The organism is Streptomyces sp. NPDC047880 (assembly GCF_040706515.1).
GTDB lineage: Bacteria > Actinomycetota > Actinomycetes > Streptomycetales > Streptomycetaceae > Streptomyces.
In genome coordinates this window covers 336,893-353,440 of sequence record NZ_JBEZOK010000001.1, presented here as the reverse complement: position 1 = coordinate 353,440, position 16,548 = coordinate 336,893, and the positions used below count along the sequence as shown (strand labels likewise).

Genomic DNA, 16,548 nt, shown 5'->3' with positions numbered 1-16,548 from the left:
GCATTCGGCTTCAGCCCCTGGACGCTTCGCCAGCCGCGATGGCATTCAATCACTTACCGGCAGGCGTGCACGACGCCTTGGCTCCATTGTCCGTCACGCCAGTGACACACTCGGTGCCGATGGCCAAGAATCACCGATCCGATCGAACCCCGACGGACCCCGCCTCCCGGCCCGCGCCGGGCGCGGTCCTGGACCGGCTCGCGTCCGGTCCGAGCAGGGCTTCGCGTATTACTCATACGGAGCACTTGCCCCCGCGTGAGGGTCGCCATGCCGTCTGGCCCGACCGGATCCGCCCGGAGGTCGTGGCGGCCGTGGCGGCCGCGGGCATCGAGCATCCCTGGGCCCACCAGGCACGGGCGGCCGAGCACGCCCTGGACGGCGACTCGGTCGTCGTCGCCACCGGCACCGCCTCCGGCAAGTCCCTGGCCTACCTCGTGCCCGTCCTGTCCACCCTCATGGACGGCGCCGAGGCCCCGAACGGCCGAGGCGCGACGGCCCTCTACCTGGCCCCCACCAAGGCGCTCGCGGCGGACCAGTGCCGGTCCGTGAAGGAACTTTCACACCCCTTGGGCCATTCGGTACGCGCAGCCGTGTACGACGGCGACACTCCGTTCGAGGAACGCGAGTGGATCCGCCAGTACGGCAACTACGTCCTGACCAACCCGGACATGCTGCACCGGGGCATCCTGCCGTCCCATCCTCGCTGGTCCTCCTTCCTGAAGTCGCTGAAGTACGTCGTGATCGACGAGTGCCACACCTATCGCGGTGTCTTCGGCTCGCACGTCGCCCAGGTGCTGCGCCGGCTCCGCCGCCTGTGTGCCCGCTACGGCGCGTCGCCCGTGTTCCTGCTGGCCTCGGCGACGGCCGCGGAACCCGCGGTGGCCGCCCGCCGCCTCACCGGGCTGCCGGTGCTGGAGGTGGCCGACGACGCCTCCCCTCGCGGTGAACTGGTGTTCGCCCTGTGGGAACCGCCGCTGACCGAGCTGCATGGCGAGAAGGGAGCCCCGGTCCGCCGCACGGCCACCGCGGAGGCCGCCGACCTGCTGACCGACCTCACCGTGCAGGGCGTGCGCTCGGTCGTCTTCGTCCGCTCCCGGCGCGGCGCCGAGCTGATCTCCGTCATCTCCCAGGAGCGTCTGGCCGAGATCGACCGGTCGCTGTCCCGGCGTGTCGCGGCGTACCGGGGCGGCTATCTCCCGGAAGAGCGCCGCGCGCTCGAACAAGCCCTCCATTCGGGTGAACTGCTGGGCCTCGCCGCGACGAACGCCCTCGAACTCGGCATCGACATCTCCGGTCTCGACGCGGTCGTCATCGCCGGCTACCCGGGCACGCGGGCCTCCCTGTGGCAGCAGGCGGGCCGGGCCGGACGGTCCGGGCAGGGGGCGCTGGCCGTTCTCGTCGCCCGCGACGACCCGCTGGACACTTTCCTCGTCCACCACCCCGAGGCCCTGTTCGACCGGCCGGTCGAATCGACCGTCCTCGATCCCGACAACCCGTACGTGCTGGCGCCGCACCTGTGCGCGGCCGCCGCGGAACTGCCCCTGACGGATGAGGACCTCGCCCTGTTCGGCCCGGCCAGCGAGGACCTGTTGCCCCAGCTGGAGGCCGCGAAGCTGCTGCGCCGCCGCACCAGGGCCTGGCACTGGACCCGCCGCGAGCGTGCCGCCGACCTGACGGACATCCGCGGTGAGGGCGGACGCCCGGTCCAGGTCGTCGAGACCGGCACGGGCAGGCTGCTCGGCACGGTCGACGCCGGAGCCGCGCACTCGACGGTGCACGAGGGGGCGGTCCACCTCCACCAGGGCCGCACCTACCTGGTGCGGTCGCTGGACCTGGAGGAATCCGTCGCCCTCGTCGAGGAGGCCGCCCCGCCGTACTCCACGGTCGCCCGCGACACCACGTCCATCTCCGTCCTGGAGACGGACGTGGAGGTCCCCTGGGGCGACGGCCGCCTCTGCTACGGCTCCGTCGAGGTCACCAACCAGGTCGTCTCCTTCCTGCGCCGTCGGCTCATCACGGGTGAGGTCCTGGGTGAGACGAAACTCGACCTCCCTCCTCGTACGCTGCGCACCCGCGCCGTGTGGTGGACCGTCACCGAGGACCAGCTGGACCGGGCCCGGATCGACCCGGAGATCCTCGGCGGCTCCCTGCACGCCGCCGAACACGCGTCGATCGGCCTGCTGCCCCTCTTCGCGACCTGCGACCGCTGGGACATCGGCGGCGTGTCGATCCCGCTCCACCCCGACACGCTCCTGCCCACGGTCTTCGTCTACGACGGCCACCCGGGCGGCGCGGGCTTCGCCGAGCGCGCCTTCCACACCGCCCGCACCTGGCTGACCGCCACCCGCCAGGCCATCGCGTCCTGCGAGTGCGACGCCGGCTGCCCGTCCTGCATCCAGTCCCCCAAGTGCGGCAACGGCAACGACCCGCTGCACAAGAGGGGGGCGGTGCGGCTCCTCACCGTGCTGCTGGAGGGGGCTCCGGAGGAGAAGCAGCCGGGGGACGAGGCGCCAGGGGGCGAGACCCCGGGGGACCGGGCGCCAGGGGGCGAGGCATCCGGGGACCAAGCGCCTGAGGGCGAGGCGCCCGGGGACCAAGCGCCTGAGGGCGAGGCGCCCGGGAACGAGGCACCCCGGCAGCAGCCGGGAGATCCAGCCGAGCCGTCGGAGGGCCCGCTCGCGCCCTGACCTCCACCGTGAACGGCCCCCGGCCCGACGCCGCCGTCACGTCCGAGATCTCCCCGGCGACCTCGCACCGCACCAGCCGCACGCCCTGCGCCCGGGCCACCCGGCCCGCCCGGCCGCAGGCCGCCGCACCCCCGTCGGCCCAGTGGTCCGCCGCGGCGAGCGCCGCGAGATCGGCACCGCCCGCCGCGCGATGCCGGAGCACGACGGCCTGCCCGAGCGCGAGCACGACACCGAACACCACACACAGGACGGCAACGGCCCCGACACTCCAGACGGTGGCGGACCCCCGGTCCACGCCCCCGGCCGATCCCCGGCCCGAGCCCGCTTCCCCTCTGCACCCGCTCACGTGCCCACCGTCTCCTCCACCGACGCCACGGCCTCCTCGCGCACGGCGAAGGACAGACCGCGCAGCACCGGCGGCTCGGCCACGACGGTCACCCGGACGTGCTGCGCGTCCCGGCTGACCGTCACCTTCGCGCCGGGCGGCGCCGCCTCCCGGGTCAGCTCCACGACCGCGCCAGGCGGGTCCTGGCGGGCCGCCGCACGCGCGCCGGTCCGCGCCGCGTCCACGCACTGGATCTGTGCCGCCACCACCAGCAGCCCCCACACCAGCGCCATCGCGAACATCACCAGCACGGGCAGCACCACGGCCGACTCCGCCGTGACGAAGCCCCGATCGGCGCCCCGCTCACATCCGCGCATCGAGGGCGCCCTTCACGATGTTCTGCAGCTCCGCACTGACCGGGCCGCTCGTGACGACCTTGTAGAGCACCACGGCGAACGCCACCGCGGCCACGATTCCCATCGCGTACTCGGACGTGACCATCCCCGCGTCCCGCCGCGCCGCACGCATCCCGCACACCAGGGCACACAGCCGTGCCCGTACCGCCTGATACATCTCAACCCCCGTAGGAAAGAGTTCGAACTTCCGTTTGTCGTCACTCACTTGTTCCGGGTCCGTCGCCGCGTCATCCACCACCCCCTCCGAACACCCCGCCCGCGAGTCCGATCACCACGGGCAGCACGCCGACCGCGATGAACGCGGGCAGGAAGCAGAGCCCAACGGGCGCGCTGACCATCACACCCGCCCGGCGGGCCCTGGCCGACGCGGCACGGCCCCAGTCCGCCCGGGCCTCAGCGGCGAGCCGCGCGACCGGCACCGCCGCGGGCACCCCGGACACATCGGCCCGCTCGAGAAGCCGAGCCAGACCTCCGGAACCCGGCAGTGCACCCAACCTCCGCCAGGCCGAGCCCGGTTCACCGCCCAACCGCACCTCCGCCGCACCCTGGGCGAGGGCATCGCCGACGGGCCCGCCCAAGGCCTCACCCACCGCTTGTGCCGCGACGACCGGGCCTGCGCCCGCCGCGACGCACGCCGCCAGCAGGTCGGCGGCGAGGGGCAGTTGCCGGGACGCCTCGGCGAGGCTCGGTGCGCCCGCGTCCGTCCCGGCCGTCTCCCGCCTCAGCCGCCACCGCCACACCCCCACCGCACCGCCAAGTCCCACCGCGGCCCCGGCGAGGCCTCCGACCAGCAGCCACCCGGCGCACGCCACGCCCACGGGGGCCGACCACCTCCGGGCGACCCCGCGCCATTCCGGCAGGGGGACGGCGACAGCAGCTTCCCGGATCCCGGACAGCTCGGTCAGCCGCCGTCGCATCCTCCGACGGCGCCGTGCCCGCATCAGCCGACGCGCCACCCATGCGGCGGCCAGCACGATCCCCACGGCTGCCCCCAGCCTGTGGACGACGTCCCCGCTCATGCCGCCGCCTCCACGCCCCGCACGATCCGCCGCACCCACCACAGCCCCACGCCCTCCAGCACTCCGCCCACCGCCAGGCAGCCCAGCCCCGCCCCGGTGTGCAGCAGCACGTGGAGAGGGTCGGCGCCCAGGGCGGTGCCGATGAGCAGCCCCAGAGCCGGCAACCCGGCGAGCATCACCGCCGTGGCCCGGGCGCCCGCCAACTGGGCTCGCAGGTCCTGCTGTTGGTCGCGCTCGGCGCGCAGGGCCGCGGCGAGCCGGTCGAGCCCGGCCGCGAGCCCCGCCCCTTGGTCCACGGCCACCCGCCAGCACGCCGCGAGTCCGCGCAGCCCCTCGGCACCCGGTTGCCGTGCCGCCGTGGCGAGTGCGTCCGGCACGTCACCGCCGAACCGCGCCGCCGCCAGCACCGTCGACTGGGCGTCCGCGAGTCCGTCGCAGTCCCGGGCGGCCCGGAGCAGCGCCTCTCCCGGTTGCCGTCCGGCCCGCACCTCGCCGGCGAGCGCCCCGCACAGCGCGATCACCTCGTCCGTCCGGCGTTCCCGGTCCCGCCGCGCCCGGCCGGCCAGCCGTGCGCGCCGCAGCAACGGCACCCCGGCCAGTCCCAGGACGGCCGGCAGCACCGACGTCCCGAGCACCGCCAGCAGCAGCCCGGCCACCGGCGACCACCACTCGGCGCGCAGCCGCCCGCGGACGCGCCACAGCCCGTCGGCCGTCCGCCGCCACCCGGGAGACGCCCTCCCGATGTGGCCGCCATCCGCGAGCAGCAGTCGCGCCCGCCGCGCCGCCTCCTCGCGTTCGCCCAGCAGCCAGACAGCAGCTCCCATGCAGGCCACGGCCGCTCCCACCGACATCTCAGACGCCCCGGTCATGACGCGCCCCCTCCTTCTCACCCGGCTCGACGCCGCTCACCCCGCCCCGCAGCAGCGCCCTCAGCCGCTCCCATCCGCACTCGCGCACGAATGCCTCCGCGCCCCACCGCAGCGCCGGCACCGTCCGCACCAGTCCCGACGCGTCCCGCTCCAGCACGTGCACCTCGGCGATCCGCCGCCGCCCGGCCCGGTCGCGCACCAGGTGCAGCACCACGGAGAGGGCAGCCGCCAACTGGCTGTGCAGTGCGGCCCGGTCCAGTCCCGCCGCCGTACCGAGCGCCTCCAGGCGGGCCGGTACATCGGCGGCGGCGTTGGCGTGCACGGTCCCGCAGCCGCCCTCGTGGCCGGTGTTCAACGCGGCCAGCAGATGCACCACTTCGGGCCCGCGCACCTCGCCCACGACCAGCCGGTCGGGCCGCATCCGCAGCGCCTGGCGCACCAGGTCCTCGAGGGTGACGAGGCCCGCCCCCTCCTGGTTGGCGGGTCTGGTCTCCAGCCGCACGACGTGCGGGTGGTCGGGTCGCAGTTCCGCCGAGTCCTCGGCGAGGACGATCCGCTCGCCCGGTCCCACCAGCCCCAGGAGGGCACTCAGCAGCGTGGTCTTCCCGGTGCCGGTACCGCCGCTGACGAGGAAGGACAGCCGGGCGTCGAGCAGGGCGCGCAGCATGCGGTCCCCGCCCGGCGGCACCGTGCCCGCCGCGACCAGCTCGCCGAGCGTGAAGGCGCGTGGTCTGACGACCCGCAGCGACAGACAGGCGCAGCCCATGGCCACCGGTGGCAGCACCGCGTGCAGCCGCGTCCCGTCGGGGAGCCGGGCGTCGGCCCAGGGCCGGGCGTCGTCCAATCGGCGTCCGGCCACCGCGGCGAGACGCTGGGCGAGACGCCGCACGGCCGCCGCGTCCGCGAACCGCACCGGCGTCAGCTCCAGTCCGCTGCCCCGGTCCACCCAGACCCGGTCCGGGGCCGACACCAGCACGTCCGTGACCGACGGATCGGCGAGGAGCGGCTCCAGCGGCCCGCTTCCGACCAGCTCGGACCGCAACTGTGCGGCGGCCCCCAGGACTTCGGCGTCCCCGAGGACCCGCCCCTGCTCTCGCAGGGCCTGCGCCACGCGCGCGGGGGTCGGCTCGGCCCCGCTCTCGGCCAGCCACCGCCGCACCCCGTCGAGCAGGCTCGCGCCCTCGAGTCCGGCCAGGGTGCTCATGCCGTACCCGCCTCGACGAGCGCGCGCTCCCAGAACTCCTTGCAGAACCGGGCGAGGGGTCCTCGCGGGGCGGCGCCCGGGGGTGCCGTGCCCTCGTCCGGGCGGGACAGGCCCGGCTCGACCGGAACCTCGCCGACCAGAGGGAGTCCGAGCAGGCGGGCCACCTCGCGGTCGTCGAGTCCTGGCGGGTAGGGGCCGCGGACCGCGACCCGCAGATCCCGCAGGACCATGCCGACCGCGGAGGTCACCCGTCCCGCGGCCGCGACGGCCCGCAGCTCGGCGGGCACCACCAGCACGCCCAGGTCGAGCTGGGAGAGGACCTCGGCGACGCCGTCGTCGATTCGGCGCGGCAGGTCGACCACGACGGTGCCGCCCCGGCGCCGGGCCGCCGCGAGCACCGCGCGCACCGCCTGCGGCGGGACCGCGATCCGGTCGCCGCGGTCCCAGCTGAGCACCCGCAGTGCGTGCAGTTCGGGCAGCGACTCCTCCAGGGCTCCGCCGCCGACCCGTCCGCGCGAGGACGCGAAGGCGGGCCAGCGCAGTCCTTCGGCCGTCTCCCCGCCCAGGAGGACATCGAGTCCGCCGCCCAGCGGATCGGCGTCCACGAGGAGGGTGCGCAGTCCCTCCCGCGCGGAGGTGACGGCGAGGGCACATGCGAGCGTGGACGCTCCGGCCCCGCCCCGGCCGCCGATGACGCCCACGGTGAGGGCGGGCCGGCCGACTCCCTCGGCCACGTCGGCGATCCGGTCGACCAGCCACTGCTCACCGTCGGGGAGCATCAGGACGTGCTCGGCGCCGATCTCGACGGCCCGCCGCCACACCCCGGAGTCGTCCTGATCCCGGCCGACGAGGACGACGCCCCTTCTGCGGGTGACTCCGCGGACCCGCCGCGCGGCGTCGTCACCGACCAGGACGAGCGGTGCGGCCTCCCAGCTGCCTCTGTGCTCCGGCACTCCGTGGTGCACTTCGGGTGTGGCGCCCGCTGCCGCGCACAGGCGCAGCAGGTCGTCGAGGAGTTCGGTGTCCTCGGTGACGATCAGTGGTCCTCCCTGCCGCCCTCCGGCGGCCGGCGGCGGATCGTGTGTGACGGTTCCGGCCACGGTTTCCAACCCCCTTCGCTGCGTGACTCGCAGAGCCACTGCGGCCCCGCGATTCCCATAGGTGGGAAGAACCGACAAGCGGCCTCCCTGTGAACGGCCGACAGAAACCGGCCAAACGCTCCCGGGTACTCGGAACCGGCCATGTACTCGCCGCGAGCGGGACGCGTCGGGAATCACGGTGCAGCGATCCCGGAAATCGTGTGGATCTTGGTGGATAACTGTGGACGTCCCGGGAGTTGTGAATATCGCCGTCACCCATACCGGTGTGCCGCTCAGGCCCTGTGTACGACCTCCACAGAGCAGCCCGGCGAACACACAGTGTGACATGTAGTGCGCATGACAACACTTGCAGGAAAGCCGCACCACAACGGCTGGGAGGCCGTGCGAAGAAGGAAAAACCCACCCGGACATGCGACGACCCCCGCCGGGGGGGAGAGCGGGGGTCGTCCCCACGGCCGACTCGGGGGGGGAGGAGTCGGGCCGGGTTAGCACGGTCGCGAACGATCCGTGACTTCCATGGTGTACCCGAGAGCCTTCTCAGGCAAACCCACACGCCCCACCTTACGCCGAATGGGCTGCCCCTATGCTCTGGGGCGTGGAAAACCACTTGTTGCCCCGCACAGCCGCCTTCTTTGACCTGGACAAGACGGTCATTGCGAAGTCGAGCACGCTCACGTTCAGCAAGTCGTTCTACCAAGGCGGTCTGATCAACCGCAGGGCCGTCTTGCGTACCGCATATGCCCAGTTCGTCTTCCTCGCCGGCGGCGCGGACCACGACCAGATGGAGCGCATGCGCGCATATCTGTCCGCCCTGTGCCGCGGCTGGAACGTGCAGCAGGTCAAGGAGATCGTCGCCGAGACGCTGCACGACCTGATCGACCCGATCATCTACGACGAGGCCGCCTCCCTCATCGAGGAGCACCACACCGCCGGCCGCGACGTCGTGATCGTGTCCACGTCGGGCGCGGAGGTGGTCGAGCCGATCGGCGAGCTGCTGGGCGCGGACCGCGTGGTCGCCACCCGCATGGTCGTGGGCGACGACGGCTGCTTCACCGGCGATGTGGAGTACTACGCCTACGGACCGACCAAGGCGGAGGCCATCAGGGAGCTGGCCGAGTCCGAGGGGTACGACCTCAGCCGCTGCTACGCCTACAGCGATTCGGCGACCGACGTGCCGATGCTGGAGTCCGTCGGCAACCCCCATGCCGTGAACCCGGACAGGGCGCTGCGCCGTGAGGCCCTCGCGCGCGGGTGGCCGATCCTGGACTTCCACCGCCCGGTCCGGCTCAAGCAGCGCATCCCCGCGTTCTCCGTGCCGCCGCGCCCGGCGATCGTCGCCGTCGCCGCGATAGGCGCCGCGGCGGCCACCGCGGGACTCGTCTGGTATGCGAACCGGCGCCGGGCCACGGTCGCTTGACCTGTAGCGATACCGCGTCTTGCGGGAACCCGAAAGTAAAGAAGTACAACCTGGGCTTCCGCTCACTGCGGGGCAGGAGTACAAAGGATTCAACGGCCCGCGAGACCAAGGACATCCGAGAGGATCACCTTTTAACGCATTTGGCCCCACGGACCGAGCATGAACACCGGGCACCCACGCGACGTCGACCCGTCGAATACGGGCCAGCCGCACCAGGTGACGGGCAAAGCACCCGACCTGATGGGCATATATCGAGGACGCTTGGTAACCCGATGCTCATGCCAGCGGCGGTACGAGAACTCGTACCGCCGCATCACTTTTGGGACCGGACGACGTCACGCCGCTCCGCGCTGCAGCGCCTCGCACACCGCCATCGACTCGCGCGCCCCCAGCTCGACTGCCCTGCCGCAGTGGGCGATCCAGGCGGCGACGCCCTCCGGGGTACCGGAGACGTACCCGCCGAGGGCCTCCAGGTAGGCGTCCCGCCCCAGTTCCGCGTGGCCGACCTCGGCCGCGCAGACCGACTTCGGGTCCAGCCCGCTGCCGACCAGGACGATGCGCTCGGCAGTGCGCGCGACCAGGCCGTTGTGGGAGGTGAAGGGGCGCAGTGCGAGGAGTTCGCCGTGCACGACGGCGGCCGTCACGAGCGCCGGCGCGGAACCGCCGGCGATGATCAGCCCGGCCAGTCCGTCCAGCCTGCCGTGGGCTTCCGCGGCGCTCGGCAGCGGCAGTCCGACGAGTGGCTCGTCGACCGGTTCGCCCTCCTTCCGCGGGCGCCCCACCTGCTCTGCCTTGTCCGCCGCGGCCACCAGGTGCAGCCTGGCCAGCACCCGCAGGGGCGACTGCCGCCAGATCGACAGCAGCTGGCCCGCCTCCGCGGTGAGCCGCAGGGCGGCGCCCACGGTGCGGGCCTCGTCGTCGCCGCTGAAGTCCGTGCGGCGGCGGACCTCCTCCAGGGCCCAGTCCGCACCGGACAGCGCGGCCGAGCCGCGGGCGCCGCGCAGAGCGGCCTCGGAGGTGATGGCGTTGCTGCGCCGCCGCATGATCCGGTGCCCGTAGACCCGGTCCACGGCCTTGCGTACGGACTCCACGGAATCGGCCACTGAGGGCAGCGCCCCCAGGGCCGCGAGGGGATCGGCGCTCGCGCCTGCTGTACTCATGAGTACGACCCTACGCACCCCGGGGCCCCGCCCCACGGCGGAGTGGCCATCTTCACGCGCGCGTGCACCACACCACGTCCGCCCTGAGGGCTACCTCCCGGCCGCCGGAGCCCCGGGTACGCCCTTGGGCGCCGGGGCGGGCCGGTCCGACAGGAAGGACGCCCAGCCCTCCTTGGGCGCCTGGCCCACCTGCAGGGTGCGCAGTTTCTCCAGCGTCTTCGGATCCTGGGCGTCGAGCCAGTCCGCGAGCTGCCGGAACGAGACGCAGCGCACTTCCTCCTTGGTGCACACCGTCTCGATGACCTCCTCGACGGCCCGCATGTAGGTGCCGCCGTTCCAGGACTCGAAGTGGTTGCCGATGATCAGGGGTGCACGGTTGCCGTCGTAGGCCCGCGAGAAGCCCCTGAGCAGGCCGTCCCGCATCTGGTCGCCCCAGAAGTCGAACTTCGCGGGGTTGCCCTGGGTGGTGGTGCCCGACTGGTTGACCATGAAGTTGTAGTCCATGGTGAGCTGCTCGAAGGAGTGGCCGGGGAACGGCACGAGCTGCATCGACAGGTCCCACAGACCCATCTTCTTCTTCGGCCAGACCTGGTTGTTCACGCCGCTGGTGTCGTAGCGGAAGCCCAGGTCGCTCGCGGCGCGCATGAAGTTGTGCTGGCCCTCCAGGCAGGGCGTGCGGGCGCCGATCAGCTCCTTGTCGTAGTCGAAGGGCAGCGGCGAAGCATCTTTCAGGCCGGTGTTGGTCTTCCAGGTCTTCACGAACTGCTTGGCCTGCGAGATCTCGTCCTTCCAGTCCTGCACCGACCACTCGCCGACGCCGCCGCCGCTGCCACAGAAGTGGCCGTTGAAGTGAGTACCGACCTCGTTGCCCTCCAGCCATGCCAGGCGCAGCTGCTCGGCGGTGGCGGCGATGCCGTGACGGTCGTTGAAGCCGATGTCCGAACGGCCCGGGGAGTGCTGCGGCGGGCGGTACCGGTCGCGCTGGTCCTCCGGCAGCATGTACACGCCGCTCAGGAAGTACGTCATGGTCGCGTTGTTCTCCCTGGCGACCTTGCGGAAGTGCGAGAACAGCTTCTGGCTGTCCTCGCCCGCCCCGTCCCAGGAGAAGACGACGAACTGCGGGGGCTTCTGGCCGGGCCGCAGGCGTTCGGGGCGTGGCAGGTGCGGCTGGGCGCCGGTGTAGGCGGTGGAGCCGTCTCCGATCAGCCGGACCGCGCTCTTCGGCGCCTGTGCGGGCGTCGGCTGCAGCGGTTCCGGGGCCTCTTGCCGGGGGGTGCCGGTCGCGCAGCCGGCGAGCGATGCGGCGCAGACCACGGCGATGACGGAGCCCGCGGCGATCCTGTGGGTGGCGGCCATGTTCCGCCCACCTTCTTCCTTCTCTCGGGTGCGGACAGCGCCGCAAAATTCGCACGAGACCGAGAAGGAATTAGTACGACAAGCCGACCAAAGGGCTACTTCACTCTTCGGAGTGATTTATGAACCCATTTGCCCGTAAAGTCTATGCCCGCCCTTTACTCTGCATTACGATCCGTTTACCGAGCGTTGATTCATCCCGCCGATTTACGCCGTGACCGCCGCGACCGATACCCCCGCCCCGAGCGGACCCCCCGTTACGCGACCGCGCAGCCCCGGAGGAGACGGGAAAACCATGTCAGCCTGCGTCCCCACACGCGCCGCCGACCCGAACCGAACCGAGCGCACCCACCCGCCCCACAGTCCGCCGCCGACCGGCCCCCGCCGATTCCGGATCGCGGGTGCCGACGTGTCGGCCTCGATCGCGGTCTTCCTGATCGCACTGCCCCTGTCCCTGGGCATCGCCCTGGCCACCGGTGCCCCCCTCCAGGCCGGCCTCGTCGCCGCCGCGGTGGGCGGGCTGGTCGCCGGGCGGCTCGGCGGCTCCCCGCTCCAGGTGAGCGGCCCCGCCGCCGGGCTCACCGTCGTCACCGCCGACCTCATCCAGCGCTACGGCTGGCGGACGACCTGCGCCATCACCGTCCTCGCCGGCCTCGCCCAACTAGGCCTCGGCTGCCTGCGCGTGGCCCGTGGCGCCCTCGCCGTCAGCCCCGCCATCGTGCACGGCATGCTCGCCGGGATCGGCGTCACCATCGCCGTCGCCCAGCTGCACATCGTGCTCGGCGGCACACCCCAGAGTTCCGTCCCGGACAACCTCCGCGCGCTGCCCGCCCAGTTGGCGCACATGCGCCCCGCGGCCGTGTCCGTGAGCATCCTGACGCTGGCGCTGCTGCTGCTCTGGCCGAGACTGCCCGGCCGGGCCGGTCGTCTGCTGCGCAAGGTCCCGGCGGCGCTCGTCGCCGTCGCCGGAGCCACCGCGGCCGCCGCCCTCGCCGGGCTCCGCCTGCCCAAGGTCGACCTGCCGTCCTGGAGCAACCACGCCCTGGCAGGACTGCCCGAGGGCCCGGTGCTCGGCCTGGTCGCCGCCGTGCTCACCACCACGCTGGTGTGCAGCGTGCAGTCACTGCTCGGCGCGGTCGCCGTGGACAAGCTGGTGGCCGGCCGACCGGGTCTGTCGCCCCGTGTCGGACGCTCGAACCTCGACCGCGAACTGCTCGGGCAGGGCGCCGCCAACATCGTCTCCGGCTCGCTCGGCGGACTGCCCATCGCCGGTGTGGCCGTGCGGAGTTCGGCGAATGTCCACGCGGGTGCGGTCAGCCGGAACTCCACGATGCTGCACGGCGTTCTCGTAGTGATCGCCGCGCTGCTGATGGTCCCGCTCCTGGAGCTCATCCCGCTCGCCTCGCTCGCCGCCCTGGTGATGGCCGTCGGCATCCAGATGGTGTCCCTGAACCACATCCGCACGGTGACCCGCCACCGGGAAGTGTGGGTCTACGCCGTCACCACCCTCGGCGTGGTCTCCCTCGGGGTTCTGGAGGGGGTGGCACTCGGCATCGCCACGGCCGTCGGCGTGGCCCTGCACCGCCTCACCCGCACCCGCATCACGCACGAAGAGAGGGAAGGAGTCCACCACGTACAGGTCAGAGGCCAGTTGACGTTCCTCGCGGTACCACGGCTCAGCCGGGCCCTGCATCTCGTGCCCCACGGCGCCGACACCGTCGTCGAACTGGACGGGTCGTTCATGGACCACGCCGCGTACGAGACGTTGCAGGACTGGCAGAAGACGCACACCGCGCAGGGCGGCACCGTCGAGATCACCGGGCGGCATCCCGGCACCCGCATCTCCGAGCCCCAGGCCTCCGGCGACTGCCGCTGCCGGCCCTGGACACCCTGGCGCAACCACCAGTGCGACGGCCCCCAGTCCGTACCCCCTGCCGAGAAGAACCCGGACGGGTCGGACCGCTCCGAGCCGGACCCGACGGGTACCGGCGGAGCCAGCGGGCACGAACTGGCGCGTGGCATCAGCGCGTTCCAGCGCAACACCGCTCCCCTGGTGCGCAGCGAGCTGGCCCGGCTTGCGAGAGAGGGGCAGCAGCCTTCGCAGCTCTTCCTGACCTGTGCCGATTCCCGGCTGGTCACCTCGATGATCACCTCCAGTGGACCGGGCGACCTGTTCGTCGTGCGCAACGTGGGCAACCTCGTTCCGCGCCCGGGCGAGGAGAGCGGCGACGACTCGGTGGCGGCGGCGATCGAGTACGCCGTGGACGTGCTGCAGGTGCGGTCCATCACGGTGTGCGGGCACTCGGGATGCGGCGCCATGCAGGCGCTGCTCAGCTCCGAGCCGGGCGGCGCCCGAACCCCGCTGAAGCGGTGGCTGCGGCACGGGCTGCCGAGCCTGGAGCGCATGGCCGACGACCGTCTGCCGTGGGGCAGGCTGGCCGGGCGCTCTCCCAAGGACGCGGTCGAGCAGCTCTGCCTGACCAACGTGGTCCAGCAGCTGGAGCACCTGCGCGCGCACGACTCGGTGGCCCGGGCCATCGACGAGGGCCTCCTTGAGCTGCACGGGATGTACTTCCACGTGGGCGAGGCCGAGGCGTACCTGCTCACCGAGACGGACGCGGGTGGCGTGTTCGACCGCGTACGGGAGTCCGACCTGACGGCATGAGCCAGGCACCGGGGCGCCGGGCAGGACGTCTTCCCGCCCGGCGCCCCGGCCGGCCACACACTCCTCGCACCCCCGGCCCGCCGGCTTCACGGCACACCCCGTGCCCACCGGCCTCACGGCACGCCCCGCCCTCACCGCACCACCGGCCCGCACCACCCCCGTCCCACCGAGCCGGACCGGGCTCCCGGCGACCGCCGGCCCTCCCGCCGGTGAACTTTCCCTGGTCGGCGTCCGTGGGTACGGATGACCCCGGTCCCGACCGAGACCGCCGAGAGGTCTAAACCAATCGGCGGTCGGCCCTTGTCATCGCACCCCCGGGTCTGATGAGCTGTGGCCTGGGACACAACGGACACCCTGGGAAAGGCAGATGCCGTGAGCAACGAGAGCCTGGCCAACCTGCTCAAGGAAGAGCGCAGGTTCGCACCCCCCGCCGACCTGGCCGCGAACGCCAACGTCACCGCGGAGGCGTATGAACAGGCCAAGGCTGACAGGCTCGGCTTCTGGGCCGAGCAGGCCCGTCGGCTGACCTGGGCCAAGGAGCCCACCGAGACCCTCGACTGGTCGAACCCGCCGTTCGCCAAGTGGTTCAAGGACGGCGAGCTCAACGTCGCCTACAACTGCGTCGACCGCCATGTGGAGGCCGGACTCGGCGACCGGGTCGCCATCCACTTCGAGGGCGAGCCCGGCGACAGCCGCGCCATCACCTACGCCGAGCTCAAGGTCGAGGTCTCCAAGGCGGCCAACGCCCTGCTGGAGCTGGGAGTCCAGGCGGGCGACCGGGTCGCCGTCTACATGCCGATGATCCCCGAGACCGCGATCGCGATGCTGGCCTGCGCCCGGATCGGCGCCGCCCACTCGGTCGTCTTCGGCGGCTTCTCCTCGGACGCGCTCGCCACCCGCATCCAGGACGCCGACGCCCGCGTGATCATCACCTCCGACGGCGGCTACCGGCGCGGCAAGCCGTCCGCGCTCAAGCCGGCCGTGGACGAGGCCGTCGAGAAGGCCGGCATCGTCGAGCACGTCCTGGTCGTACGCCGCACGGGCCAGGAGGTCGCCTTCACCGAGGGCCGTGACGTGTGGTGGCACGACCTGGTGGAGCGTCAGAGCGCCGAGCACACCCCGCAGGCCTTCCACGCCGAGCACCCGCTGTTCATCCTCTACACCTCGGGCACCACGGGGAAGCCGAAGGGCATCCTGCACACCTCCGGCGGCTACCTCACGCAGACCGCCTACACCCACCACGCCGTCTTCGACCTGAAGCCGGAGACCGACGTCTACTGGTGCACCGCCGACGTCGGCTGGGTCACCGGCCACTCGTACATCGTCTACGGCCCGCTCGCCAACGGCGCGACGCAGGTCATGTACGAGGGCACGCCCGACACCCCGCACCAGGGCCGCTTCTGGGAGATCGTCCAGAAGTACGGCGTGACGATCCTCTACACCGCGCCGACCGCGATCCGTACGTTCATGAAGTGGGGCGACGACATCCCCGCCAAGTTCGACCTCTCCAGCCTGCGCGTGCTGGGCTCGGTCGGCGAGCCGATCAACCCCGAGGCGTGGGTCTGGTACCGCAAGAACATCGGCGGCGACCGCACCCCGGTCGTCGACACCTGGTGGCAGACCGAGACCGGCTCGATGATGATCAGCCCGCTGCCGGGCGTGACCGCGACCAAGCCCGGCTCGGCGCAGACCCCGCTGCCCGGCATCTCCGCGACGGTCGTCGACGACGAGGCGAACGAGGTGCCCGACGGCGGTGGCGGCTACCTGGTGCTCACCGAGCCGTGGCCGTCGATGCTGCGCACCATCTGGGGAGACGACCAGCGGTTCATCGACACGTACTGGTCGCGGTTCGAGGGCAAGTACTTCGCCGGTGACGGTGCCAAGAAGGACGACGACGGCGACATCTGGCTGCTCGGCCGGGTCGACGACGTCATGCTCGTCTCCGGGCACAACATCTCCACCACGGAAGTCGAGTCGGCGCTCGTCTCCCACCCCTCGGTCGCCGAGGCGGCCGTGGTCGGCGCGGCGGACGAGACGACCGGGCAGGCGATCGTCGCCTTCGTGATCCTGCGCGGCACGGCCGCCGAGACCGAGACGCTCGTCGACGAGCTGCGCGCCCACGTCGGCAACACCCTCGGCCCGATCGCCAAGCCGAAGCGGATCCTGCCGGTGGCCGAGCTGCCCAAGACCCGCTCGGGCAAGATCATGCGCCGCCTGCTGCGGGACGTCGCGGAGAACCGCCAGCTCGGTGACGTCACCACGCTGACCGACTCCACGGTCATGGACCTCATCCAGGCCAAGCTGCCGGCCGCCCCCAGCGAGGACTGAGCAGG

At 72.5% G+C, this 16,548-nt stretch carries 12 protein-coding genes and 1 pseudogene; 4 read left to right on the top strand and 9 right to left on the bottom strand.

What is annotated here, in order from left to right:
* The first annotated feature begins 38 nt into the window (after positions 1-38).
* A complete protein-coding gene (locus AB0937_RS01810; protein WP_366708967.1) occupies positions 39-2,687 on the top strand; it encodes a DEAD/DEAH box helicase in 2,649 nt (882 codons plus the stop codon).
* Here the strand turns inward: AB0937_RS01810 and AB0937_RS01805 are convergent.
* The 7 genes and pseudogenes from AB0937_RS01805 to ssd form a co-directional block, all read right to left on the bottom strand.
* A pseudogene (locus tag AB0937_RS01805) lies at positions 2,668-3,033 on the bottom strand (Rv3654c family TadE-like protein); the annotation flags it as partial. The gene AB0937_RS01810 and the pseudogene AB0937_RS01805 overlap by 20 nt on opposite strands.
* Complete coding sequence (locus AB0937_RS01800; RefSeq protein WP_366708966.1) at positions 3,030-3,389, bottom strand: TadE family type IV pilus minor pilin; 360 nt, start codon at positions 3,387-3,389, stop codon at positions 3,030-3,032. The pseudogene AB0937_RS01805 and the gene AB0937_RS01800, both read right to left, overlap by 4 nt.
* Complete coding sequence (locus AB0937_RS01795; RefSeq protein WP_366708965.1) at positions 3,376-3,585, bottom strand: DUF4244 domain-containing protein; 210 nt, start codon at positions 3,583-3,585, stop codon at positions 3,376-3,378. The genes AB0937_RS01800 and AB0937_RS01795 overlap by 14 nt, the downstream gene beginning before the upstream one ends.
* A 70-nt stretch (positions 3,586-3,655) precedes the next feature.
* The gene (locus AB0937_RS01790) at positions 3,656-4,447 is read right to left on the bottom strand and encodes a type II secretion system F family protein (RefSeq protein ID WP_366708964.1); all 792 of its coding nucleotides are present in this window, start codon (positions 4,445-4,447) and stop codon (positions 3,656-3,658) included.
* Positions 4,444-5,316, bottom strand: a complete 873-nt coding sequence (locus AB0937_RS01785) for a type II secretion system F family protein (protein WP_366708963.1) — start codon at positions 5,314-5,316, stop codon at positions 4,444-4,446. The genes AB0937_RS01790 and AB0937_RS01785 overlap by 4 nt, the downstream gene beginning before the upstream one ends.
* Positions 5,300-6,520, bottom strand: a complete 1,221-nt coding sequence (locus tag AB0937_RS01780) for a TadA family conjugal transfer-associated ATPase (protein WP_366708962.1) — start codon at positions 6,518-6,520, stop codon at positions 5,300-5,302. Before AB0937_RS01780 ends, AB0937_RS01785 begins: the two co-directional genes overlap by 17 nt.
* A complete protein-coding gene (gene ssd / locus AB0937_RS01775) occupies positions 6,517-7,620 on the bottom strand; it encodes a septum site-determining protein Ssd (protein WP_366708961.1) in 1,104 nt (367 codons plus the stop codon). Before ssd ends, AB0937_RS01780 begins: the two co-directional genes overlap by 4 nt.
* A 583-nt stretch (positions 7,621-8,203) precedes the next feature.
* On the opposite strand from ssd, the gene AB0937_RS01770 reads away from it, so the two are divergent.
* On the top strand, positions 8,204-9,037 hold the full coding sequence (locus tag AB0937_RS01770; RefSeq protein ID WP_366708960.1) for an HAD-IB family hydrolase: 834 nt from the start codon (positions 8,204-8,206) through the stop codon (positions 9,035-9,037).
* A 335-nt stretch (positions 9,038-9,372) separates the two neighbouring features.
* On the opposite strand, the gene AB0937_RS01765 is transcribed toward AB0937_RS01770, so the two are convergent.
* Positions 9,373-10,197: an oxidoreductase gene (locus AB0937_RS01765; RefSeq protein WP_366708959.1), complete on the bottom strand. Its 825-nt coding sequence runs from the start codon at positions 10,195-10,197 to the stop codon at positions 9,373-9,375.
* Positions 10,198-10,287: 90 nt separating this feature from the next.
* The gene (locus AB0937_RS01760) at positions 10,288-11,553 is read right to left on the bottom strand and encodes a hypothetical protein (protein WP_366708958.1); all 1,266 of its coding nucleotides are present in this window, start codon (positions 11,551-11,553) and stop codon (positions 10,288-10,290) included.
* 292 nt (positions 11,554-11,845) lie between these two features.
* On the opposite strand from AB0937_RS01760, the gene AB0937_RS01755 reads away from it, so the two are divergent.
* Both AB0937_RS01755 and acs read left to right on the top strand, forming a co-directional pair.
* A complete protein-coding gene (locus AB0937_RS01755) occupies positions 11,846-14,215 on the top strand; it encodes a SulP family inorganic anion transporter (protein ID WP_366708957.1) in 2,370 nt (789 codons plus the stop codon).
* A 372-nt stretch (positions 14,216-14,587) separates the two neighbouring features.
* On the top strand, positions 14,588-16,543 hold the full coding sequence (acs, locus tag AB0937_RS01750) for an acetate--CoA ligase (protein WP_366708956.1): 1,956 nt from the start codon (positions 14,588-14,590) through the stop codon (positions 16,541-16,543).
* Positions 16,544-16,548 lie beyond the last annotated feature (5 nt).